Genomic DNA, 21354 nt, shown 5'->3' with positions numbered 1-21354 from the left:
TCAGTTCATCGACGGCATCGAGCAGACCGAACCGACCAACGACGAGGAATCCTCCATCACCGACCGGAGCGCCGCCTGAACCAGCGATCACTCATACACCAGACTTGACCATAACTCCCCCACATCGTGAAAGAGCGCCAGCAGGATCCCGGCTTCCCGCATGCAGGTCGCCACGCTCATGCGCTCGGTGGCCACGGAGACCGCTTCGGCCACTTCCAGGCTGTGGTTCAGCAGACCGCCCCGCTCCGCATGATGACAGCGGCCCGAGGCCGTGCCGGTCACGAAGCTGATGGCGAAGTCGGGGTCGGAAAAGACGTCCCGAACAAACGCTCGATAGCCTTCGGTCTCCAGGCCTTCGACCAGATCGATCAGACGACCCAGATCCTCCGGATTCGGCGCCCGGTGCGCCGGCAGAAGGTCCAGCGCATCCCGTTCGCACGGCGGTTGACCGTAATCCGGGTGCGCGACCAGCACCCGTTGCCCTTTGGGCGTGTCCGCCGTGTGAAGCGAGAGGTCCCGGAGCTGGCCGTCCACCAGACCGTGGCCGGCCCAGTCACCGCACCGGGCAAACGCCCCGACCCATCCGGAAGAGTCATACAGGCGCAGCCTCAGGTACTCCTCACCACTCGGTGCCGTCCCTTTCCCCTGGATCTCGACCCGGGCCGACAGGTCCACCGGTTCGTGGCAGGCGATGTCGTCGAGCTCCACGAACATCTTGAGGTCTTCCACGGTTTCAGCCTTCATGCTCCACCTCCCTGCTGCTGTCGACCGTCCCGCCCTGCAGGCGCATACGCAGGAGCTGGTCGATGGCGGACCCGTCCTGGCGCGTCAGGTTGGGCACATAACGCGAATACACCGTGAACAGCATCTTGGTGTTGGAATGCCCCATCTGCCGGGCAATCCATTCCGGACTCTCCCCGGCCGCCAGCCACAGGGTCGCGGCCGTGTGCCGCGTCTGGTAGGGATTGCGGCGCTTGAGTCCCGCCTTCTTCAGCGTCGGGTACCAGACCCGGTTGTTCACGTTGCGGTAGGCGATCGGATACCCGTACCGGGTGGAGAACACGTAGCGGCTGCGGTGGGTCTCCGGGCGCTGACGCATGGCCTCGCGCTCCTCCATGAGCGCTCGGTACACCACGTCGGACATCTGGATCGTGCGCGTCGACCCGTCGGTCTTGGTCGTGGTCTCCTCGCCCTGCACCCGGGCCGACTGCACCAGGATCTCCCGACGGTCGAAGTCGACGCAGTCCCACTTCAGCCCGTCGATCTCCGAGGTCCGCATGCCGGTGAAGAAGCGGACCAGGAAATACCCGCGCCACTCCGGCGGCGCGGCGTCCAGAAACCGCTGGACCTCCTCCAGCGAGAACGGATCCACCTGCGAACGCCCGATCCGCATGGGCTTGATGCCCTGAAACGGCGTGTTAAAGTCAAAGCGGTCGGCGGCTTCCTCCAGAATCTGCTTCGTTACGTTCAGAATCTGGTTGATCCGAGACGCGGAGAGCGCCTTCCCGGTATCGCGGTTCACTTTGGCGAGTTCTGCGCGATACTGGAGAATTTCGGATTTCTGGATGTCGCCGACCTTTCGGTCCCCGAACTGCGGGACCACGTGCTTCGACAGGATGTCGGTCACCTTCGTCTGGTACGAGGGCTTCCACAGCGGAGCGTTTTCCGCGAACCAGGTGTCACTGAACTCCCGCATCGTGGGCTGATCCGCTGACGACTCGGGACCGCTATCCTGCGACACGACCGCATCCGGCTGCGCGAAGCGCTGCGCATTGCGGCTGTTCGGGAAGGTCTTGGCGTAATCGAAGACCCCTACCCGGATTTCGGCCTCCACCCGCTCCAGCAGTTTCGCGACCCGCTTTCGGTTCGCAACCGTGTCGGTCATGGCCGTGTACTCCCGGCAGCGAACCCCCTGGTACATGAAGTCCAGGAACAGGCGGCCCGTTTCCTTCCTTACACGAACACTACCCATTGGTCTTACCTCCGTTGGCCATCGGGATCGCGGCCACCGCGTCGGTGAACATGTCCTCTTCGATCGTTTCCCAGATGTAGAGCACCTTGCGGCGCCCGAACGGCCGGACGTAGTGCCGTCCTTCCGAGAGGCACTCATGCCGCAGGACGTTGTTGACGTAGCGGGGATTGAGGTGAAGCTTCTCGGCAAGCTCTGCCGAACTCAGATAAGTCATCATTCATCTCCTTTTGTCGGTGTCTAGCCGCTATACGGCCATGCGTTAAGTGTATAGCGGCTATACGTTGGAGTCAAGTAAATAGGCGCTATTCGCTATACGGCTATACGGACGCGCGGGTATACTGCCCGGAATCGAAACCGACGACGGATCTCTCCATGAAACCCTCCAAGACCCATCAGAAGCAGGTGAACATCCGGCTGGACGACGAGACGCTCGACCGCCTTGATGAATGCCGCTCCGATCTCAGAGATCAGTTCCCGAATATCCCGACACGCTCGGATGTCGTTCGGATGGCGATCGAGGAATTTCTGGAGCGCCGTGGCAGAGAGGGCCACCCGCCCTCGGAGTCATCGAACGACCGTTAAGGCCCAACACGGTGGTACTCACTTCTGTGCTTCCACCTCGGCACCGAATCGGGCCAGCCCCGTTCGATCTAGGCACATGTAAGGCCCACACAAGGCCCAGGCAGCATAACCAGCGATGGCCGGTACGGAACCGGGCAGTCCATGATCAACGCGACATGTGCCACAATAGCCAGAACGCCCTTCGAAATGGCTCAACAAATCCGACACTTACAGCATCCTTTGACACACCCGAAAGACGCTGTAGAATACGCGTCTCGGACACGACAGGCGCGTAGCTCAGTTGGTTAGAGCACCACCTTGACATGGTGGGGGTCGGTGGTTCGAGTCCACTCGCGCCTACCAGATTTGTGAAAGGCGAGCCCGACCTGGTCCGGCTCGCCTTTTTTTCGCCCGGAACCCGTACATCGGGTCGGGCTGCCGGAGATCGGGGCGGTCAGACATGGAGTCCAGGCTCAGGGCGTTGGTAACGGGGCTTGCGGTGCTGTTGCTGGCCTCCGGCTGTGCGTCGCTGGAACCGCGCGACGACCGCCCCGCGAATCCGCCCTCTGCACCGGCCGCCAAAGGTCCCCTCGCCGAATGGATCACGCCCCGGGTGGATGCATCTCCGGGGAAATCCGGATTCCGTCTGCTGGATGATGGCGTCGAAGCCTTTCAGTGGCGGGCCTTCAGCGCGCGCAAGGCCGAGGATCGGCTGAGCATTCAGTACTACATCTGGCGCAACGATGCCGCCGGCCGGGCCCTTCTCGGCGAGCTGCTGCGCGCGGCCGACCGCGGGGTCAACGTCTCGGTACTGCTGGACGACATCGATGCCCGCGGCCGCGACGACATCCTCGCCGCCGTCGATCAGCACCCCAACATCGACATCCGCCTGTTCAATCCCTTCCGCACCCGTCACGGGATGCTCGGCAAGGGGCTGGAATTCCTGACCCGGGGCGTTCAGCTCAACCGACGCATGCACAACAAGGCCTGGGTGGTCGACGGCCACCTGGCGATCATCGGCGGGCGCAACATCGGCGACGAGTACTTCGAGGCCAGTCCGGAATACAATTTCGCGGATCTGGACGTGGCGATCGTCGGGCCAATGGCCGCCGAGGTGGAGGCCTCCTTCCACGATTTCTGGAACAGCCAGGGTGCCATCGGCATCCAGCGTGTGGTCTCGCGTCTCCCGGATCCGCCCCGGCTGCAGGAGCATCGCGAGGCCCTGCAGGAATGGCTGTCGACACAGAACGACCACCCGCTGCTGCAGAAGGCCCCGGCCGGGCGCCTGCCCCCCGGACATATCGATGACGATGAAGCCTATGTCTGGACTGCGGCGGCGGACTTCGTGGCGGACCCGCCCGCCAAGGCGCTGGACACCGCGGGTTTCGATCCCGAGCGGGATGGCGGGGTCACCCCGGCGCTGCGGGCCCGCTTTTCCGGGGTACGCAACGAGCTGCGCATCATCACGCCCTATTTCGTGCCGCAGCGGCGGGGCACCCGGGAACTGATCGAGATGGCGGAGCGTGGCGTTCGCGTCAGCGTGCTGACCAACTCGCTGGCCTCCAATGATGTGGTGTTCACCCACAGCGGATATTCACGCCGCCGACCGGCGCTGCTGCAGGGTGGCGTAGAGCTGCACGAGCTGCGTCCCACCGCCCTGCCCAACGGCGAGGAACGGGCCAGGCGCTGGGGCCTGGGGTCGTCGCAGACCAGCCTGCACACCAAGGCCTTCGTGATCGACGGCCACGAGGCGTTCGTCGGCTCCTACAACCTCGATCCGCGTTCGGCCTACAGCAATACCGAATCCGGGGTGTTCCTGCGCGAACCGGCGCTGGTCGGCCAGGTCGTGGACCTGCACGAGCGGATTATCCAGCCCGAGTTCGCCTACCGGGTCGAGCTGGACGCCGAGGACAACCTGATCTGGAGCGACGACCAGGGCCGCACGTGGCGGCGCGATCCCAAGGCCGGCCACATGCGTCAGATCCTTTCGGACCTTACCATCCTGTTCCCGGTGGAGAGCCTGCTGTAATACCCGCGGGCAGCCCGCTCAGGACGGACGCCGGCCGACCACCTGCACCACCGCGCCGCGACCGGTGTGGTAGATCCCTTCCAGCACATCGCGCTCCAGCTCGTGGGCGTAATCGAACTCGAGGCCATCGAGCTCCTCGCTGAGCGCGTTCAGGTCCATCATCAATTCTTCCACCGGCGGGCCACCGGTGCCGTGCGCCAGCTGCGCCGGCGTGTACGCCTCGAGGATGAAAGTCCCGCCGGGGCGCAGCCCCTGTACGACATCGGCATGCACACGGCGACGGATCTCCGGTGGCACGTGACAGAAGATCGACACGATCACATCCCAGCTTTCCGGATCAATGCGGTAGTCAGCCAGATCGGCGACCTCGGTCCGGATACTCACCCCGCGCTCGGCCGCCAGCCGTTCGGCCTTGCGCAGGCCCACCAGAGAGCTGTCGACCGCGGTCACGTCGAAGCCCTGTTCGGCCAGATACACCGCGTTGCGGCCCTCGCCTTCGCCCAGGCACAGCGCGTCGCCCGGCGGCAGGGTCGCCACCGCTTCGCGCAGGAAGTCGTTCGGCTCGGTGCCGTAGGCGAATTCCTCCGTTGAATAGCGTTCATCCCACATCATCCACTCCTTGCATGTTCCGGGCTCCATTGCCGGGCGCGCGGGTTTGGCCTACTCTTGGCGCGCCCTGCAGTCACCCGATTGCTTCTTCATACGTTCGTTTTCACGACCAGGCCACCATGACCGAGACCGTAACCCTGCGCGGCCGCCTGACGGCCCTGATCGAAGCCAATTACACCCAGCGCTTCATCATCGGACTGATCCTGCTGAACGCCCTGACCCTGGGACTGGAGACCTCGCATGCGGTGATGCAGGCGATCGGCCCCGTGATCAACAGCGCCGACGTGATCATCCTGTCGATCTTCACCGTCGAGGTCCTGACCAAGATGTTCGTCTATCGTCTGGGCTTCTGGCGCAACCCGTGGAACGTGTTCGATTTCTTCGTCGTTGGCATCGCGCTGATCCCGGCTACCGGTCCGTTCTCGGTGCTGCGCGTGCTGCGTCTGCTGCGCCTGGTCTCGCTGGTGCCCAAGCTGCGCTTCATCGTCGAGGCGCTGCTGCGCGCGATCCCGGGGATCATCTCCATCATCGGTCTGTTGCTGCTGATCTTCTACGTGTTCGCGATCATCGCCACCGGGCTGTTCCGCGAAACGCATCCCGAGATGTTCGGCAGTCTCGGAGCGACCATGTACAGCCTGTTCCAGGTCATGACTCTGGAGGGCTGGTCGGAAGACGTGGCCCGCCCCGTCATGGAGGAGCATCCCTGGGCATGGGCGTTCTTCGTGCCGTTCATCCTGATCGCCACGTTCACCGTACTCAACCTGTTCATCGCCATCATCGTGGACGCGATGCAGCGCATGCACGACCGCGCGGTGGAGATCGAAAAGCAGGCCATCCACGAGAGTGTGCACGAAGAAAACAAGGCCCTGCACAACGAACTGCAGGCCCTGCACGAGGAGACCAGCGCGCTACAGGAACGCCTGTCCCGGATGCAGAACCTGCTGGAACAGCGATCGCGCGAAGGACGCTAGCCCAGCTCCCCGACCTCCGGGAGCGGCACGCATTCGGCGCGGATGCGGGCCGCGAACGCCTCCGATATGCGGTGCGCATCCACCACATCCACCGGAAACGGCAGATCCGACTCGGCGAGGTCGGCCTCCAGTTCCCCGAGGATCGCGAAGTCCAGGGCCTCGCCGGCATCCACCAGCAGGTCCAGGTCCGAAGCGGGCGCGCTGGACCCGGTGGCGCGCGACCCGAATATCCACACCCGCGTCCCCGCGGGCAGGTGCCGCCTCACGAGACGCTCCACCACCTCCCGCTGAGCCGGCGCAAGATCAACCATCCGGACGCTCCAGCTTCTCGATCAGCGCCTGCATGGCGGGCAGAAAGCTTCGGGCAATCTCGTACACTTCCTCCGCCACGGCTTCGTTATACGTGTGGGAGGTCATGTTGCGGGCCCTGTGAAAGGCAAACCACTGCGCGGGATCCTCGATCAATCGCCGCGTCGCCGCCAGACGAAACAACTCCCGACGACTGAGCGGCATCACCACCTCGCGGCCCTCATCCTCGACCAGGCGCCGCTGCAGCAGCTTCCACGCCAGCTCGAAGCTGTATTCGAAGCGCTGGATGGTCGCGTCGCGCATGAACTCGTCCTTCGGCTGCGCCAGCGCCCGCTCCAGCGAGGCGGCCGCGTCGCGCAGCGGGGTCACCAGCAGGCCGTCACTCATGCGCTGCCTCCTTCCGTGGGCTCGGGCTCGGGCTCGGCCAGCAGATCCTCGCCCTCCAGCAGCCGTGCCAGTTCCTCCGGACCCAGCACCGTGACGCCCAGCGATTCGGCCTTTGCGACCTTGGAGCCGGGGTCGGCACCCGCAATGACCGCGCTGGTCTTCCTGGACACCGAGCCGGTGATCTTCGCACCCAGCGCCTCCAGATGCGCGCGCGCCTCGTCGCGGCTCATCTCCTCCAGGGTCCCGGTGAGCACGAACGTGCGGCCCGCCAGCGGGGCCTGCGCGGCATGGTCCCCGGCGTCGCCGGGCGGGGCCGGCGCCGGCTCCGGTTCCGGCCAGTGCACGCCGGCCGCACGCAGGGCTTCGACCACCTCGCGGTTATGCGGCTCGGCGAAGAAATGCACGATGTGTTCGGCCACCACTGGCCCCACGTCCGGGATCGACTGCAGGGTCTCGGCATCCGCCGCCATCAGGGCATCCAGGTCACGGAAATGCGCGGCCAGGGCCTGCGCGGTGACTTCGCCAACTTCGCGGATGCCGAGGGCGAAGATGAAACGCGCCAGCGTGGTCTCGCGCGCGGTCTCCAGCGCGCGCACCAGGTTGTCGGCCAGTTTCGGCCCCACCCGTTCCAGCTGCTGCAGGGTCTCCGTGTCCAGCGCGAACAGCTCCGCCGGGGTGCGTACCCGGCCGTTGTCGACCAGCTGCTCGATCAGCTTCTCGCCGAAGCCCTCGATGTCCATGGCGCGGCGCGACACGAAGTGCTTGAGCGCCTCGCGCCGCTGCGCCGGGCAGACCAGCCCGCCGGTGCAGCGCGCCACCACCTCGCCCTCTGGCCGCTCAACATGCGAGCCGCATTCGGGGCAGGCGGCCGGAAGCTCGATCGGGCGGGTCTCCGCCGGCCGCTCGCCCCCGGCGCGACCGACCACCTCGGGGATCACGTCGCCGGCGCGGCGCACGATCACGCGGTCGCCGACGCGGATATCCTTGCGCTCCACCTCGTCCATGTTGTGCAGCCCGGCGTTGGAGACCATCACGCCGCCCACCAGCACCGGCTCCAGCCGCGCCACCGGCGTCAGGGCCCCCGTGCGCCCCACGTTAAACTCGACATCGCGCAGCGTGGTGGTGCGTTCCTCGGCCGGAAACTTGTGCGCGATCGCCCAGCGCGGGGCCCGCGACACGAACCCCAGCACCTGCTGGTCGGCCAGATCGTCCACCTTGTACACGATGCCGTCGATCTCGTAATCCAGATCGCGCCGGCGCGCGGCCAGCTCCTCGTAGTAGCCCAGGCAGCCCGCCACCCCGGTCACCACGCGGCGTTCGGGACACACCGGCAGGCCGAGATCGCGCAGGGCGTCCAGCACCGCCGACTGCCGCCCCGGCAGTGCCCCGCCCTCGACATGCCCCACGGAATAGGCAAAGAAACTCAGCGGCCGCCGGGCCGTCACCTTCGGGTCCAGCTGGCGCAGGCTGCCCGCGGCGGCGTTGCGCGGGTTCATGAAACCGCGCTGCCCCTCGGCCTCCAGGCCCTCGTTGAGGCGCAGGAAATCGGCCCGGCGCATGAACACCTCGCCGCGCACCTCCAGCACGGCCGGGATCGTGCCTCCCACGCCCGGCGCCCCGGCCGGATCCAGGCGCAGCGGCACCGGGCGCACGGTGCGCATATTGGCCGTCACGTCCTCGCCGGTCTCGCCGTCGCCGCGGGTGGCGGCGCGCACCAGTACCCCGTCCTCGAACAGCAGCGAAATCGCCAGCCCGTCCAGCTTGGGCTCGGCCATGTAGGTGACGGCCTGTTCGGCGCGTGCCGGATCACCGGTCTCGCGCGCCAGACGTTCGCGTACCCGCCGGTCGAAGTCGTGGATCTCCTCCGCCTCGAAACCGTTGGCCAGCGACAGCATCGGCAGGCGGTGGCGCACCGTCGCGAAGCCCTCGGCCGGCTGCGCGCCCACGCGCTGGGTCGGCGAGTCCGGCGTGATCCATTCGGGGTGCGCGGCCTCCAGCGCCTCGAGCTCGCGCAGGAGCTCGTCGTATTCGGTATCCGAGATCTCGGGGTCGTCGTGGACGTAGTAGCGCCGGTTGTGGTGTTCGATCTGCCGGCGCAGCGCCTCCAGGCGCTCGCGGTCGGCGCTCATTGCGTCCTCCCGCGACGGAGGATGTCGGGCCGGTTGCGCAGCAGCCACTGGTTCAGGTCCTCGCGCATGTGCGCCAGGGTCTGGTTCGTCGCCGTCGACTGCTGTGCGTCCAGGATGGTGCCCCCGAGGTCGCGTGCCAGCGCGTGCGCGTTCTCCAGCAGTGCCTCGAACGCACGCTGCGGATGGGCACTGTAGTGCACCTGGGTGAACAGGGTGACGCCGGGGGTCATCATGTCCGCCAGGTCCTCGTCACGCAGGGTGCCCGGCGCCACCATGTTGGCCACCGAGAACAGCGGCTGTCGTTTGTCGCTCTCGGGTTCATGGTAGTGGTAGATGTCCATCGCCCCGGGCTTGAGGCCCGCGCGCTCCAGCGCGGCGCCCAGCGCCACGCCGGTGAACGGCTTGTTCCGGGGCGCGACCACGTGCAGCAGGAGAATCTTCTCCTGCAGCGACGCCGACGCGGCGCGCGGGTTCTCGCCCGCCTTCCACGGATCGGACACGTATTCGCCCAGCGATTCCGGATCCGGCCGGTCCGGCTCCTCGATCAGATCCGGATCCACCTCGTGGTCCGGGTCCAGGCGTTCGCCCACCGGGCCACGCGACTTGCGTCCGGGTCCCGGCATGCGTGCGCGCACGGCATCCAGACCCTGGCGACCGACGGCAATCAGGCGTTCCCCGGGCGACGGCTTCGCGCTCCGGCGACGCTGGCGCCCCGGAGCCGCACGGCGCCCGGACTCGGGTTCGGGCTCGGGTTCGGGCGCCGCCCGCAGGTCGCCGCCGTAATCGGTCTCGAACCCGCGCGGGCCGGACGCACCATGGTCGGCGGCCCCGGCCCCGGCCCCGGCTCCGGCGCCGGGCTCTTCGTCCTCCAGCACGCCGTAGATGTCGTTGACGGGTTCCTGCGCGGAGGCCGAGCCGCGCGGCGCGGCCTCGAACGGATCATCCGGATCGGGCTCCGCATCCGGGCCCGGTGAGGTCACGCCGAGATGCGGCTCGCGCCGTCCGCCGGTCACCCGGGGGCCCTCGTCCAGCGGATCGGGCGCGCCGGCACGAATATGTACCGCATCATCGGCCCAGTCGCCGGCGTCATCGGCCTCGTCACGCTCGCGCGCACGCGTGCGCACGCGGTGCGTGATCCAGATCCCCGCGATCAGGACGATTCCCAGCAGCAGCAGACTCAACCGCATCCAGTCCACGAAAATTCCTCGCTCGTTGCGCGCCGGCGCCGTCAGGCCCCGGCCATTTCCACGGCCTCGTCGACGTCCACACTGACCAGACGCGACACGCCCGGTTCGTGCATGGTAACGCCGATCAGCTGTTCCGCCATGGACATGGTCGACTTGTTGTGGGTGATAAAGATGAACTGGATCCGCTCCGACATCTCCCGCAGGAGCTCGCCGAAACGCCCCACGTTGGCCTCGTCCAGCGGCGCATCCACCTCGTCCAGCATGCAGAAGGGTGCCGGATTCAGCTCGAAGATGGCGAATACCAGGGCCGAAGCCGTGAGCGCCTTCTCACCCCCGGACATCAGATGGATGGTGGACAGGCGCTTGCCCGGCGGACGCGCCATGATCGCCACGCCGGTATCCAGCAGGTCGTCGCCGGTCATCTCCAGGCGCGCCTCGCCGCCGCCGAACAGGCGCTGGAACTTCTCCCCCAGCCCGGCGTTGACCTTGTCGAAGGTCTCGCGGAACAGCGTGCGGGTCTCGCGGTCGATGCGCTGCATCGCCGCCTCCAGTGTCTCCAGCGCCTCGATCAGATCGGCGTGCTGTTCCTCCAGATAGCGCTGGCGTTCTTCCAGCTCGCGGGCCTCGTCGATCGCCGCCAGATTGATCGGTCCGAGCTTCTCGATCGCCCGGTCCAGTTCGGCGATCGCCCGATCCCAGGCCTCCACGCCGGCGTCGTCCGGCAGCTCGGCCGCCAGCTCGCGCGCGTCGAATCCGGATTCCTGCAGCTGTTCGCGCAGCTGTTCCAGCTGCGTGGCCCGTGAACGCTGGTCCAGCCGGTATTCCTCGCAGGTGGAACGCTGCTGCTCCACCCGCTGCTCCAGCTCCGTCAGCTCGCCGGCCACCTCGCGCAGGGCATGATCGCACTCGTCCAGCTGGCCGCGCGCGGCGGTCAGCGCGCTCTCGGCGGCCTGACGCGCCTCGGCCGCCGCCTGCAGGTCCTTCTTCCACTGTTCCAGCGGGGCACGCCGGCCCTCCAGACCCTCGCGCAGACGTTCCTGACGCTCGCGATCCTCGCTCAGCTGGCGTTCCAGGCGTTCCCGCTCGCTCTGTTCGCGCTCCAGCCGATGGCGCGCCTCCTGCTCGGCCAGGCGCGCCTTGCCCGCGGCATCGCGTGCCGAACGGGCCTGCTCGCGTGCCTGCTGACGGGCCTCGCGGGTCGCGGCCACGCGGGCCTCCACGGCTTCGCGGTCGGCCTCCAGACCCTCCAGACGCTCGAGTGCCCGATTGCGTTCGGCCTCGGCCTCGTCGAACTGGGTGCGTACGCGTTCGTCCTCCTCGGCGACCTCTTCCAGCTCGCGGTCGATGCGCGCCTGCTGCTGTTCCAGTTGGCGCGCCTGATCGTGCAGCCGCTGCACGCGGTTCTCGCCCTCCTGCACCTGCTTGCGCTGTTCCGCGATCCGCGCGTCCACCGCGTCGCGGGCCTCGCGCGCCTCGCCGATGCGCTCCCTGCGCCCCGCCAGTGAAGCCTCCAGCGCCCGGCCGCGCTCCTGCAGGGCATCGCGCTGCTGCTCCAGCTCGCGTGCCAGACGCACCCGCGCGACCGCCCCGCTGACTTCGGCTTCCAGCGTGCCATGCGCCAGCCAGCCCGGGCCCAGCCAGGTCCCGCCGGGCGTGATCACGCTCTCGCCCGGGCCACAGTCCCGGGCCCGCTCGCGCGCCGCCTGCGCATCGGCGGCGCAGTAGATGCCGGCCAGCCAGCGCCGCACGGCAGCCGGACCGCGCACCCGCGCGGCCAGGCTGTCGTCGGGTACCGGCTCGGCGGACGCCGTGCCATCCAGGCGGCGCAGCGGCGCCTCGGGCAGATCGGCCAGGGCCGCGGCCTCCAGCCCCAGGGGATCGCCGGCACCTTCGGGCACCTCGGCTTCCAGCCAGCTCCCCAGCACCGCCTCCACCGCGGTATCCCAGCCGTCCTCGACCTCCAGCGCCTGGACCAGCGGGCGGCCGGCGTCGATACCGTGGCGCCGGGCCCATTCCTCGCGCCGCTTGCGAGTCGCCTCGGGATCGGCCTCGCCACCGAAGGATTCCAGCCCGGCCAGGCGCCCGGCCACCTCGCGGTGCTCGCGCTCCACGGCATGGGCCTGTTCCTGTTCCTCCGCCTGCTCCGCCTCCAGACGTTCCAGCTCGGCGCGCGCCTCGGCACTGCGCGCCTGCTCCGCCTCCAGGGCCTCACGCAGCCCGGCGAGCTCGCCCTCCACGCGCTCGGCCTCCTCGCCCGGATGGGTCTGCGGCAGTGCGGCCTTTTCGGACTCCAGCTTCTCGCGCCGGCGCGCGAGGCGCTGGCGGGTCTGTTCGGCGCTGTCCATGCGCGAACGGGCCACCTGCGCGGCCTGACGCGGTTCGGCCAGATTGCGCTCCCATTCCTGCTGGGCCTCGCGCGCCGCCTGGTCCGCCTGTTCGGCCTCCTCGGCGGCGGCCTCCAGGCGCTGCTGTTCGCGTTCCGCATTCTCCAGCGCTTCGCGCAGGCGCTCGCATTCGCGCTCCGCCTCGCGGATGCGCCCGGCCACCGCATCCTGCTGCTCGCCCGCCGTGCGGATGCGCGTGTCCAGGTCCTCCAGTTCGCGCGTCTCGCGCTCCAGTTCGGCCTCGGCATGGCGAATCGACTGCTCCAGGCGCGAGACCTCGGCGGCGCGATCGTAGTACGCGCTCTGTGCCTCGGACACTGCCGCCTCGCGCTCCACGCGCTGCTGACGCAGGGTCTCGGAGCGGGTGCGCGCATTCTGCGCCTCGGCCTGCAGCCGGGCGAGTTCGGTCTCGGCGGCGGACAGCTCGGCGCGGCGGCTTTCCAGCGCGGCCTCTTCCGCCTGCAGCCGCAGCAGGATCGCCTCGGCCCGCTTGCGCCGGCGATCCGCGGCCAGCTGCTGGTAGCGCTCCGCGGTCGCCGCCTGTCGGTTCAGCCGCTCCGCCTGCTTGCCCACCTCCTCGCGCAGGTCGTCCAGGCGCTCCAGGTTTTCGCGCGTGTGGCGTACGCGGTTCTCGGTCTCGCGCCGGCGTTCCTTGTATTTGGAGATTCCGGCCGCCTCTTCCAGATAGGTGCGCAGGTCCTCCGGACGCGCCTCGATCAGCCGCGCGATCATGCCCTGCTCGATGATGGCGTAGCTGCGCGGCCCCAGGCCGGTGCCCAGGAACAGGTCCACGATGTCGCGCTTGCGCGCGCGATGGCCGTTCAGGTAGTACTTCGACTGCCCGTCGCGGGTGAGCGCGCGCTTGACCGCGATCTCGGTGTAGGCGCTGTATTCGCCGCCCAGTCGCCCTTCGGAGTTGTCGAACACCAGCTCGATGCTGGCCTGCCCCACGGGCTTGCGGCTGGAGGAGCCGTTGAAGATCACGTCCTCGCCGGAATCCCCGCGCAGATGCTTGGCCGAGGATTCGCCCATCACCCAGCGCACGGCATCGATGGTGTTCGACTTGCCGCAGCCGTTGGGGCCCACCACGCCTACCCGGTTGCCGGGCAGCACCAGGGTGGTGGGGTCCACGAAGGACTTGAAGCCGGCCAGCTTGATTCGGGCAAGGCGCACGTCGGTATCCTGGGTGTTCCGCAGCCTGGGGTGTACGGGCGTAGAATGGTACACGCTTACAGGTCGAACGTGACCCCGACGGGAACTCGCGCGCGACCCGCTTCTCCAACCGCGCACGCAAAAACAGCCGAAACACGAGAACGCATTCATGCCCAGCCAGCCGAGCAAGACCCTGGACACCTTCGACAACCCCTCCCCGGACAACAACTTCGCGATCTACATCCGGATCCCGGAGTTCACCTGCCTGTGCCCGGCGACGGGGCAGCCGGACTTCGCCGAGCTGCATCTGCAGTACGTGGCGGACCAGCGCTGCGTGGAACTGAAATCGCTGAAGAACTACATGTGGTCGTTCCGCAACGAAGGGGCGTTCCACGAGGCCGTGACCAACCAGATCCTCAACGACCTGGTGGCCGCGACCGATCCGCGGTTCATGCGCCTGACCGCAAATTTCTACGTGCGCGGCGGGATCTACACCACGGTGGTCGCGGAACACCGTCAGGAGGGCTGGACCCCGCCGGAGAGCGTGACCCTGCCGCCGCCGACGCGCAGCCCGCAGGGCACCGAATACTGACGCCGCCGTGCACCCGTCCCGGGCCATAGGACTGGACGTCGGCACCTCGGGGGTGCGCGGCGTGCTGCTGGACCCCGACGGAGGGCGCCGGGCCACCGCCAGCCGCGCGCTGGAACCCGCCGGTATCCGGCATGACGGGCCACTGCACGAACAGGAGCCGGAGCACTGGTGGGATGCGCTGCAGGAGGTCCTGGCAGAGCTGACCGACGGCCTGGAGGGTGAACCCGCCGCCATCGCCGTGGACGGCACCTCGGGCACCCTGCTATGTGCCGACGAACAGGGCCACCCGCTCCACCCGGCGCTGATGTACGACGACCGCCGGGCGGCCCCGGCGGTGCCCCGCCTGGCGCGCCTGGCCCCGCCCGAGGCCGCGGTCCACTCGGCCTCCAGTTCCGCCGCCAAGCTCCTGTGGCTGCGCGGGGAACACGGGCTCTACGGCGTGCGCCGCGTGCTGCACCCCGCCGACTGGCTGGCCGGCCGCCTGCGCGGACGCTACGACCGCATGGACGAGAACAATGCCCTCAAGCTGGGCTACGACGTGGTCCGGCGCCGCTGGCCGGAATGGCTGCTCCGCGAGCTCGGCACCCATGCCGGCCTGTTGCCCGAGGTGGTGCCGGCGGGCACCCCGCTGGGCCCCGTGGACCCGGACCTGGCCGCAAACCTCGGCCTGAGTCCGGCCTCGCAGGTGGTCGCGGGCACCACCGACTCGATCGCCGGTTTCCTCGCCGCCGGGGTCGCGGATACCGCCACGGGTGTCACCAGCCTGGGCTCGACGCTGGCACTCAAGCAGCTCTCTCCGCGGCCATTGTTCGCCCCGGAACTGGGGGTCTACAGCCACCGCCTCGGGGATCGCTGGCTGGCCGGCGGCGCGTCGCACAGCGGCGGGGCCGTGCTGCAGCAGTTCTTCGACAATGCAGACCTGGAGCGGCTGGGTGCGGCGCTGGATCCGGAACACGACAGCGGCCTGGACTATCTCCCGCTGCCCGGCCCCGGCGAACGCTTCCCCGTCAACGATCCGGATCTGCCGCCCCGCATGGAACCCCGCCCGACGGACGATGCGCGTTTTCTGCAGGGGCTGTTCGAAGGGATCGCGCGCATCGAACGCGATGGCTATGCTCGGCTGCGGGAACTCGGCGCGCCCGAGCTGCAGCGCGTGGTGACCCTCGGCGGTGGCGCGCGCAGCCCCGCCTGGAGCCGCATCCGGGCGCGCATCCTCGGGGTCGAGGTAAGCATAGCAGCGGACGACGAGGCCGCGGTCGGTACTGCCCGTCTGGCGCGGGGCACCGCGCTCGCGGCGCTGCAGGAACCGGCTCCGGCCTGACCCGGAGACGGGCCCGGCTCTACGCCCGGGTCAGGTCAGCACGCCGCGCAGGCGCTCCACCGCCTCGCGCAGCCGGGCCTCGCTCTGGGTATAGGCGATGCGCAGATGGCGCGCGCCATCGGATGGACTGAAATCGGTCCCCGGCGTCAGCGCGACGCCCGCCTCGTCGAGGATGCGGGCGCACAGGGCCTCGGAATCCGCGCCATGGGCACTGCAGTCGGCATAGATGTAGAACGCCCCTTCGGGACGTGCGCGCACCTCCAGGCCGAGTTCCGGCAGGGCCTGCAGCAGGAAGTCGCGGCGGCTTTCGAGCTCGCGCACCCGCTGCTGCAGTTCCGCTTCGGTGTCCGGTTCGAAGGCGAACATCGCCGCCGCCTGGGCCACGCTGGAGGGCGCCACGAACAGGTTCTGCGCCAGGCGGCGGACCGGATCGACCCACGAGGGCGGCACCACCATCCAGCCCAGACGCCAGCCGGTCATGGCGAAATACTTGGAGAAGCTGTTGATCACCACCACGTTGGGGTGCAGGGCCGCGGCACTGCGCTCGGGCTCTCCGAACACCAGCTGGCCATAGATCTCGTCCATGATCACCAGCCCCCCGCGGGCCTCCACCACCGCCACGATCTCCGCGAGGGTCCCGCGCGACAGACAGGTGCCGGTGGGGTTGGCCGGCGACGCCAGCAGCACCGCGCGGGTCGTGTCGCTCCAGGCCGCGGCCACCGCGGCGGCGGTCGGCTGCCAGGCGTCCTCGGCCGACACCACCAGGGGCCGGGGCCGCGCACCCCGGGCCGCGACGAACTGCCGGTTGCAGGCGTAGCCCGGGTCCGGCAGCAGAACCCCCTCCCCGGGATTCACGCCGGCCGCCAGCGCCAGCAGGATGGCCGCCGAGGCCCCGGACGTGACCACGACCCGTTCCGGGTCCACTTCGGCCGCGTGGCGGTTGCGGTAGTCCTGCGCGATCGCCCGGCGCAGTTTTTCGCGCCCGTGCGCCGGCGTGTAGCGGGTTTCCCCGGCGGCCAGGGCGATCTCGCCGGCGGACACCACGCCACGCGGGGTCACGAAATCCGGCTCGCCGACCTCCAGATGGATGATGTCGCGGCCGGCACGCTCGGCCGCCTGGGCGCGGTCGAGGATGTCCATCACGCGGAACGGCTCGACCACCTGCGCGAAATCCGACAGGGCGGGCTCAGCGCTTGCGGACATGACGCATCAACCTTTTGCGTTTCTGCTGCTGGCGCGGCGTGAGCTTGTTGCGCCGGCCGGCGTAGGGGTTCTTCCCGGAACGGAACTCCAGCCGCAGGGGCGTCCCCACCAGCTTCAGCTGGCGGCGAAAGAAGTTCTCGAGATAGCGCTTGTAGGCCCCGGGCAGACGGTCGGTCTGGTTGCCATGGATCACGACCACCGGCGGGTTCTGTCCGCCCTGGTGGGCGTAGCGCAGCTTGATCCGCCGCCCGCTGACCAGCGGCGGCGCATGCTCGGCCACCGCGGCCTCCAGCAACCGGGTCAGCTCCGGGGTGGAGATGTCCACGAACGCACTGGCGTGGGCCTCGCGCACGTCGTCCAGCAGGTGCCCGACGTTGGTGCCGTGCAGGGCCGAGATCAGGCGCATCCGCGCGTAATCGACGAAACCGAGGCGGCGCTGCATCTCGGACCGGACCCACTCGCGATCATCCGGGTCCATGCCGTCCCACTTGTTCACGGCCACCACCAGCGCACGGCCGGCATCGATCACCAGCCCCAGCAGGTGGGCGTCCTGATCCGAAAGACCGGCACGCGCGTCGATCACCATAATGACCACGTGCGCGGCCTCGATCGCCTGCAGGGTCTTGACCACGCTGAACTTCTCGACGGTCTCGTGGACCCGGGCACGGCGCCGCACCCCCGCGGTGTCGATCAGGGTATAGTCCTGATCCTCGCGCGTGAACGGCACGAAGATGCTGTCGCGGGTGGTACCCGCCACCTCGGTGGCGACCACCCGTTCGTCGCCGAGGATGCGGTTGACCAGGGTGGACTTGCCGGCATTGGGCCGCCCCACCACCGCGACACGGATACCCGGCCAGTCGTCCAGGGCGGCCTGCTGGGCGTCCACGTCGAGGCCGTCGCCGGCGCCCTCGCCTTCACCACCCGCCGCTTCCCGATCCCGGGCCACGTCTTCCCGCACCGCCTGCATCAGGCCGCGCACACCGCGACCGTGAGTCGCCGCGATCGGGGTCACTTCACCCAGCGCGAGGGCGTAAAACTCCGCACTGACCACGTCGGCGTCCAGGCCGTCGGTCTTGTTGACGATGACCCGGGCACGCACGCCACTGGCGCGCAGCTGTTCGGCGATCGCCTCGTCCTGCGGTGTCAGACCGTCGCGCGCATCCACCATGAACAGGACGTGATCGGCCTCGGCGACCGCGCGGCGGGTCTGTTCGGCCATGGCCCGGTCGACCCCGTCTTCCTCGCCGGACAGGCCGCCGGTGTCCACCACCATGTAGGGAAACTCGCCCACCCGGCCAATACCGTACTGGCGGTCGCGGGTCAGACCGGGCATATCCGCGACCAGCGCGTCGCGCGAGCGGGTGAGCTGATTGAACAGGGTCGACTTGCCCACATTCGGGCGGCCGACCAGCGCGATGACGGGGATCATGAGGGGATCAGGCGTCCTCGTCGATGCGCGCGTCGATCGCAGTCAGCCGACCATTGTCGGTAATCACGTACAGGGTATCGCCCGCCAGCACCGGCCGCGCCACCACGGCACCGCGCGCCACGCGGGTGCGGGCGGCGAATTCGCCGTCTTCCAGGTCGAGCCAGTGCAGGTAGCCCTCGAAATCGCCGACGATGGCGTAACCCTCGTGAATCACCGGCGCGGTCACCCCGCGCAGGCGCAGACCCGCGTTTTCCCACAGATCCCCGCCGTTGCGCGGATCCACCGCGCGCACGTGGCTGTCGGCGTCGCTGACCACCATCACGTTGCGGCTGATCGAGACATCCCCGCCCTGATAGGACGAGAACTCCCGGTCCCAGTAGAGCTCGCCGGAATTGAGATCCACCGCGGCCATGCGCCCCTGGTAGCTGACACCCAGCGCCGCACCACGGTAGACCGGAATGTGGCCATCCACGTCCACCATGCGCTCAACCTCGGAGCGGCCGGTGGGCACGCCCAGGGTGGCCTCCCACAGGGTGTTGCCGCGGGTGAGGCCCAGCATCATCAGCCGACCGTCATCAAAGCCAGCCAGCACGCGCCCGCCAACGATCTGCGGCACATGCGCCCCGCGCAGGCTCAGTGCCGGCGTGGTCCGCAGCGCGGTCCACTGCACCGCGCCGGTGGCCGCGTCCATGGCGTGCACCCGCCCGTCGTTGGTGCGCGCGATCACCATTCCCGACGCGACCTCCGAGATCCCGATGACTTCGCTGGAGAGCTGATTCCGCCAGCGCTCGCCTTCGCCGTCATCGCTCACCGCAATCGCCAGACCTTCCAGCGTCCCCACAACCACGATGCCCTCGCCGACGCCCACGCCCGAAGCGATGCGCACGTCGTCCAGTCGCGTCTGCCAGGCGCGGGCCCCGGATTCCCGGTCGTGCGCCACGATCCGGCCATCCGCGCCAGCCGCGAACACCCGGTCGTCCTCGATCGCCGGATAGACTTCCCAGAGGAAGCGATCCCCGCCCCGCCCCAGCGAGGCCGACCAGCGCTCGGAGGGTTCGCCGCGCACTTCGAAATCGGTCAGTTCCGCCGGAGGCTCGCTCTCATCCCGGGAAAACAGGCCACAGGCACTCAGTGACAGTGCCAGGCCCGCCACCGCGAACCACTGCAGGGCGTAGCGAATTTTCGCGAAATGATCCATGTCGGCGGGCGTCCTCACGCGGAGAGATCCTCGAATTTCAGTTGCAGGTATTCCGGGCTGTGGCCGGCGTCCAGGGCCTCGCGGTAGCGCTCGCGGGCAGTGTCGTGGTCACCCCGGGCACGTGCCAGATCCCCGTCGAGTTCCAGCCGCAGGCCGCGGAATGCATCGTGCTCGACGGTCGCAAGGACCGATGCGGCTTCGTCCAGGGCCTCGGTCCGGATGAGCTGACGCACCAGCCGCAGACGGAACAGCGCACGATGGCCGTCATCCGGGGCGGCGTCCACCGCCTCGCGCAGGGCAGCGACCGCGGCGTCGCGTTCACCGCCGGCCAGGGCCACCTCGGCGCGATGGGCCCAGGCCAGCGCCACGTAGGGCGTGCGCCCGCCATGTTCGATCAGTTGCCGGGCCATTTCGTCGGCCTGCTCGTACTGGCCGGCGCGCATGCTGAACTGCAGCGCCTGGTACATCTCCGAGGCCTGCTCGGCACGTTCGGCCTGCTGACCGCTCCACCAGTTGTAGCCGAACAGGCCGGCGATCCCGAGTACCAGCCCGGCGATGACCGCCATGCCGTTGTCGGACCACCACTGCTTGATCCGTTCCGCCTTTTCTTCGTCGGTGAGATAACTCATGTCAGGTATTCCTTCAGGATTGCAGGGCGGTGTCCATATGCGCGGACAGATCGGCACGCGCCACGGTCTGCTGTTCGCCGCCCTCGCCGCGCAGCGGCTTGACGGTCACGGTGCCCGCCGCGGCCTCGTCGGGCCCCAGTACCAGCGCCACGCGCGCACCCAGCCGGTCCGCGCGTTTCATCTGCGATTTCATGCTGCCACCGCCGCAGTGCTGTACCAGTTGCAGATCGGGACGCGCCTCGCGAAGTTCCTCGGCCAGGCGCAGCGCCTCGCCCGTCTGTTCCGTATCCGGCACCACCAGATAGGCGTCCGGCACCCCCGCCGCCGGCGCGTCTTCGCGGGCCTCCAGCAGGGCCACCAGGCGTTCCAGCCCCATGGCCATGCCGATTGCCGGCGTCCCGCGGCCACCCAGCTGCTCCACCAGGCCATCGTAACGGCCACCGGCGCACACCGTACCCTGCGCCCCCAGCTCGTCGGTGATCCACTCGAACACCGTATGGGTGTAGTAGTCCAGCCCGCGCACAAGACGCGGGTTGTGCTCCCACGCGATGCCCAGCGCATCCAGGTGACCGCAGAGCGCATCGAAATGCGCTCGCGATTCGGCGTCCAGATGGTCCATCAGCGACGGGGCCGTGGCCACCACCTCGCGGGTCCCCGGATCCTTGCTGTCGAGGATGCGCATGGGATTGTCGTACAGCCGGTTGCGGGCCTCTTCGTCCAGCTGCTCGCGATGTGCCTCGAAGTGCGCGATGAGGTGCTCCCGATACTGCGCGCGGCACTCCGGGGTTCCCAGCGTGTTGAGCTCGAGGCGCACATTGCTCAGACCGAGCATGCGCCACAGACGCGCGGTCATCGCCAGGACCTCGGCATCGATGTCCGGTCCCGGCAGCCCGAACACCTCGACTCCGACCTGATGGAACTGGCGATAACGCCCTTTCTGCGGACGCTCGTGGCGGAACATCGGACCCATGTACCACAGCCGCTGAACCTGATTGTGCAGCAGCCCGTGCTGGATACCGGCGCGCACGCAACTCGCCGTGGCCTCCGGGCGCAGGCTCAGGCTGTCACCGTTGCGGTCCTCGAAGGTGTACATCTCCTTCTCCACGATGTCCGTAACATCGCCAATGGATCGCGCGAACAGCTCCGTGGCCTCCACCAATGGCATGCGGATCTCGTGGTAACCGTAGCGCGTCAGCAGGTCGCGCAACTGGTCCTCGAGGTGCTGCCACAGGTGAACGCTGTCGGGCAGGATGTCGTGCATCCCGCGAATGGATCGGATGGCTTTCATCGGG

General features: G+C 68.6%; 19 protein-coding genes and 1 tRNA gene. 6 read left to right on the top strand and 14 right to left on the bottom strand.

Annotated elements, in window-relative coordinates; all coding sequences use genetic code 11:
- Nucleotides 1-87 precede the first annotated feature (87 nt).
- From D893_RS11545 to D893_RS11535, 3 genes are read right to left on the bottom strand one after another with little or no spacing between them, the layout of a single operon-like run.
- A complete protein-coding gene (locus tag D893_RS11545; protein ID WP_246863920.1) occupies nucleotides 88-744 on the bottom strand; it encodes a hypothetical protein in 657 nt (218 codons plus the stop codon).
- Nucleotides 734-1921 (bottom strand): site-specific integrase, encoded by a 1188-nt coding sequence (locus tag D893_RS11540; RefSeq protein ID WP_246863921.1) that lies wholly within the window; start codon nucleotides 1919-1921, stop codon nucleotides 734-736. Before D893_RS11540 ends, D893_RS11545 begins: the two co-directional genes overlap by 11 nt.
- A gap of 43 nt (nucleotides 1922-1964) precedes the next feature.
- Complete coding sequence (locus D893_RS11535; RefSeq protein ID WP_018870378.1) at nucleotides 1965-2186, bottom strand: hypothetical protein; 222 nt, start codon at nucleotides 2184-2186, stop codon at nucleotides 1965-1967.
- A 158-nt stretch (nucleotides 2187-2344) separates the two neighbouring features.
- Here D893_RS11535 and D893_RS11530 point away from each other — a divergent pair, with 158 nt between their 5' ends.
- The 3 genes from D893_RS11530 to D893_RS11520 all read left to right on the top strand — a co-directional run bounded on the left by D893_RS11530 (nucleotide 2345) and on the right by D893_RS11520 (nucleotide 4562).
- The gene (locus tag D893_RS11530) at nucleotides 2345-2554 is read left to right on the top strand and encodes a CopG family transcriptional regulator (protein ID WP_110619874.1); all 210 of its coding nucleotides are present in this window, start codon (nucleotides 2345-2347) and stop codon (nucleotides 2552-2554) included.
- 265 nt (nucleotides 2555-2819) lie between these two features.
- Nucleotides 2820-2896, top strand: a tRNA-Val gene (locus D893_RS11525).
- A 97-nt stretch (nucleotides 2897-2993) separates the two neighbouring features.
- Complete coding sequence (locus D893_RS11520; protein ID WP_168409948.1) at nucleotides 2994-4562, top strand: phospholipase D family protein; 1569 nt, start codon at nucleotides 2994-2996, stop codon at nucleotides 4560-4562.
- Between the two features lie 18 nt (nucleotides 4563-4580).
- Here D893_RS11520 and D893_RS11515 read toward each other — a convergent pair whose 3' ends face one another.
- On the bottom strand, nucleotides 4581-5171 hold the full coding sequence (locus tag D893_RS11515) for a class I SAM-dependent methyltransferase (RefSeq protein WP_024329535.1): 591 nt from the start codon (nucleotides 5169-5171) through the stop codon (nucleotides 4581-4583).
- Nucleotides 5172-5290: 119 nt separating this feature from the next.
- On the opposite strand from D893_RS11515, the gene D893_RS11510 reads away from it, so the two are divergent.
- Nucleotides 5291-6142, top strand: coding sequence for an ion transporter (locus tag D893_RS11510; protein WP_110619872.1), 852 nt, complete (start codon nucleotides 5291-5293; stop codon nucleotides 6140-6142).
- Here the strand turns inward: D893_RS11510 and D893_RS11505 are convergent.
- The 5 genes from D893_RS11505 to smc are packed head-to-tail and all read right to left on the bottom strand — an operon-like array spanning nucleotide 6139 to nucleotide 13711.
- Nucleotides 6139-6453, bottom strand: coding sequence for a nucleotidyltransferase domain-containing protein (locus D893_RS11505; RefSeq protein WP_110619871.1), 315 nt, complete (start codon nucleotides 6451-6453; stop codon nucleotides 6139-6141). The two genes, D893_RS11510 and D893_RS11505, sit on opposite strands and share 4 nt — an antisense overlap.
- On the bottom strand, nucleotides 6446-6838 hold the full coding sequence (locus D893_RS11500) for a nucleotidyltransferase substrate binding protein (RefSeq protein WP_110619870.1): 393 nt from the start codon (nucleotides 6836-6838) through the stop codon (nucleotides 6446-6448). Before D893_RS11500 ends, D893_RS11505 begins: the two co-directional genes overlap by 8 nt.
- Complete coding sequence (ligA, locus tag D893_RS11495) at nucleotides 6835-8967, bottom strand: NAD-dependent DNA ligase LigA (RefSeq protein ID WP_110619869.1); 2133 nt, start codon at nucleotides 8965-8967, stop codon at nucleotides 6835-6837. Before ligA ends, D893_RS11500 begins: the two co-directional genes overlap by 4 nt.
- A complete protein-coding gene (gene zipA / locus D893_RS11490; protein ID WP_110619868.1) occupies nucleotides 8964-10163 on the bottom strand; it encodes a cell division protein ZipA in 1200 nt (399 codons plus the stop codon). Before zipA ends, ligA begins: the two co-directional genes overlap by 4 nt.
- Before the next feature lie 32 nt (nucleotides 10164-10195).
- A complete protein-coding gene (gene smc / locus D893_RS11485; protein WP_110619867.1) occupies nucleotides 10196-13711 on the bottom strand; it encodes a chromosome segregation protein SMC in 3516 nt (1171 codons plus the stop codon).
- A 148-nt stretch (nucleotides 13712-13859) separates the two neighbouring features.
- Between smc and queF the strand changes: the two genes are divergently transcribed.
- Both queF and D893_RS11475 read left to right on the top strand, forming a co-directional pair.
- A complete protein-coding gene (gene queF / locus D893_RS11480) occupies nucleotides 13860-14282 on the top strand; it encodes a preQ(1) synthase (RefSeq protein WP_018870388.1) in 423 nt (140 codons plus the stop codon).
- Between the two features lie 7 nt (nucleotides 14283-14289).
- Entirely contained in the window at nucleotides 14290-15603 is a 1314-nt protein-coding gene (locus D893_RS11475; RefSeq protein WP_110619866.1) for an FGGY-family carbohydrate kinase, read from the top strand.
- Between the two features lie 30 nt (nucleotides 15604-15633).
- Here the strand turns inward: D893_RS11475 and D893_RS11470 are convergent, their stop codons facing one another.
- From D893_RS11470 to hisS, 5 genes are read right to left on the bottom strand one after another with little or no spacing between them, the layout of a single operon-like run.
- Nucleotides 15634-16806, bottom strand: a complete 1173-nt coding sequence (locus tag D893_RS11470) for an aminotransferase class I/II-fold pyridoxal phosphate-dependent enzyme (protein WP_110619865.1) — start codon at nucleotides 16804-16806, stop codon at nucleotides 15634-15636.
- Nucleotides 16790-18235, bottom strand: a complete 1446-nt coding sequence (gene der / locus D893_RS11465) for a ribosome biogenesis GTPase Der (protein ID WP_110619864.1) — start codon at nucleotides 18233-18235, stop codon at nucleotides 16790-16792. The genes D893_RS11470 and der overlap by 17 nt, the downstream gene beginning before the upstream one ends.
- A 7-nt stretch (nucleotides 18236-18242) precedes the next feature.
- The gene (bamB, locus tag D893_RS11460) at nucleotides 18243-19433 is read right to left on the bottom strand and encodes an outer membrane protein assembly factor BamB (protein ID WP_110619863.1); all 1191 of its coding nucleotides are present in this window, start codon (nucleotides 19431-19433) and stop codon (nucleotides 18243-18245) included.
- A 14-nt stretch (nucleotides 19434-19447) separates the two neighbouring features.
- Nucleotides 19448-20062: a tetratricopeptide repeat protein gene (locus D893_RS11455; RefSeq protein ID WP_110619862.1), complete on the bottom strand. Its 615-nt coding sequence runs from the start codon at nucleotides 20060-20062 to the stop codon at nucleotides 19448-19450.
- A 13-nt stretch (nucleotides 20063-20075) separates the two neighbouring features.
- Nucleotides 20076-21350, bottom strand: a complete 1275-nt coding sequence (gene hisS / locus D893_RS11450) for a histidine--tRNA ligase (protein WP_026331455.1) — start codon at nucleotides 21348-21350, stop codon at nucleotides 20076-20078.
- Nucleotides 21351-21354 lie beyond the last annotated feature (4 nt).

Source organism: Thioalkalivibrio sp. ALE21 (assembly GCF_003208255.1).
Classification (GTDB): domain Bacteria; phylum Pseudomonadota; class Gammaproteobacteria; order Ectothiorhodospirales; family Ectothiorhodospiraceae; genus Thioalkalivibrio; species Thioalkalivibrio halophilus.
This window is presented reverse-complemented; position numbering and strand designations above follow the sequence as displayed.

Excerpts from the sequence above, each read along its gene's own strand:
- bamB (WP_110619863.1), bottom strand. The coding sequence starts at position 19,433 with ATGGATCATTTCGCGAAAATTCGCTACGCCCTGCAGTGGTTCGCGGTG.
- D893_RS11510 (WP_110619872.1), top strand. The coding sequence starts at position 5,291 with ATGACCGAGACCGTAACCCTGCGCGGCCGCCTGACGGCCCTGATCGAA.
- queF (WP_018870388.1), top strand. The coding sequence starts at position 13,860 with ATGCCCAGCCAGCCGAGCAAGACCCTGGACACCTTCGACAACCCCTCC.
- D893_RS11530 (WP_110619874.1), top strand. The coding sequence starts at position 2,345 with ATGAAACCCTCCAAGACCCATCAGAAGCAGGTGAACATCCGGCTGGAC.
- D893_RS11515 (WP_024329535.1), bottom strand. The coding sequence starts at position 5,171 with ATGTGGGATGAACGCTATTCAACGGAGGAATTCGCCTACGGCACCGAG.
- D893_RS11455 (WP_110619862.1), bottom strand. The coding sequence starts at position 20,062 with ATGAGTTATCTCACCGACGAAGAAAAGGCGGAACGGATCAAGCAGTGG.
- D893_RS11500 (WP_110619870.1), bottom strand. The coding sequence starts at position 6,838 with ATGAGTGACGGCCTGCTGGTGACCCCGCTGCGCGACGCGGCCGCCTCG.
- hisS (WP_026331455.1), bottom strand. The coding sequence starts at position 21,350 with ATGAAAGCCATCCGATCCATTCGCGGGATGCACGACATCCTGCCCGAC.
- ligA (WP_110619869.1), bottom strand. The coding sequence starts at position 8,967 with ATGAGCGCCGACCGCGAGCGCCTGGAGGCGCTGCGCCGGCAGATCGAA.
- D893_RS11505 (WP_110619871.1), bottom strand. The coding sequence starts at position 6,453 with ATGGTTGATCTTGCGCCGGCTCAGCGGGAGGTGGTGGAGCGTCTCGTG.
- D893_RS11520 (WP_168409948.1), top strand. The coding sequence starts at position 2,994 with ATGGAGTCCAGGCTCAGGGCGTTGGTAACGGGGCTTGCGGTGCTGTTG.
- D893_RS11470 (WP_110619865.1), bottom strand. The coding sequence starts at position 16,806 with ATGTCCGCAAGCGCTGAGCCCGCCCTGTCGGATTTCGCGCAGGTGGTC.
- D893_RS11540 (WP_246863921.1), bottom strand. The coding sequence starts at position 1,921 with ATGTACCAGGGGGTTCGCTGCCGGGAGTACACGGCCATGACCGACACG.
- D893_RS11535 (WP_018870378.1), bottom strand. The coding sequence starts at position 2,186 with ATGACTTATCTGAGTTCGGCAGAGCTTGCCGAGAAGCTTCACCTCAAT.
- der (WP_110619864.1), bottom strand. The coding sequence starts at position 18,235 with ATGATCCCCGTCATCGCGCTGGTCGGCCGCCCGAATGTGGGCAAGTCG.
- D893_RS11545 (WP_246863920.1), bottom strand. The coding sequence starts at position 744 with ATGAAGGCTGAAACCGTGGAAGACCTCAAGATGTTCGTGGAGCTCGAC.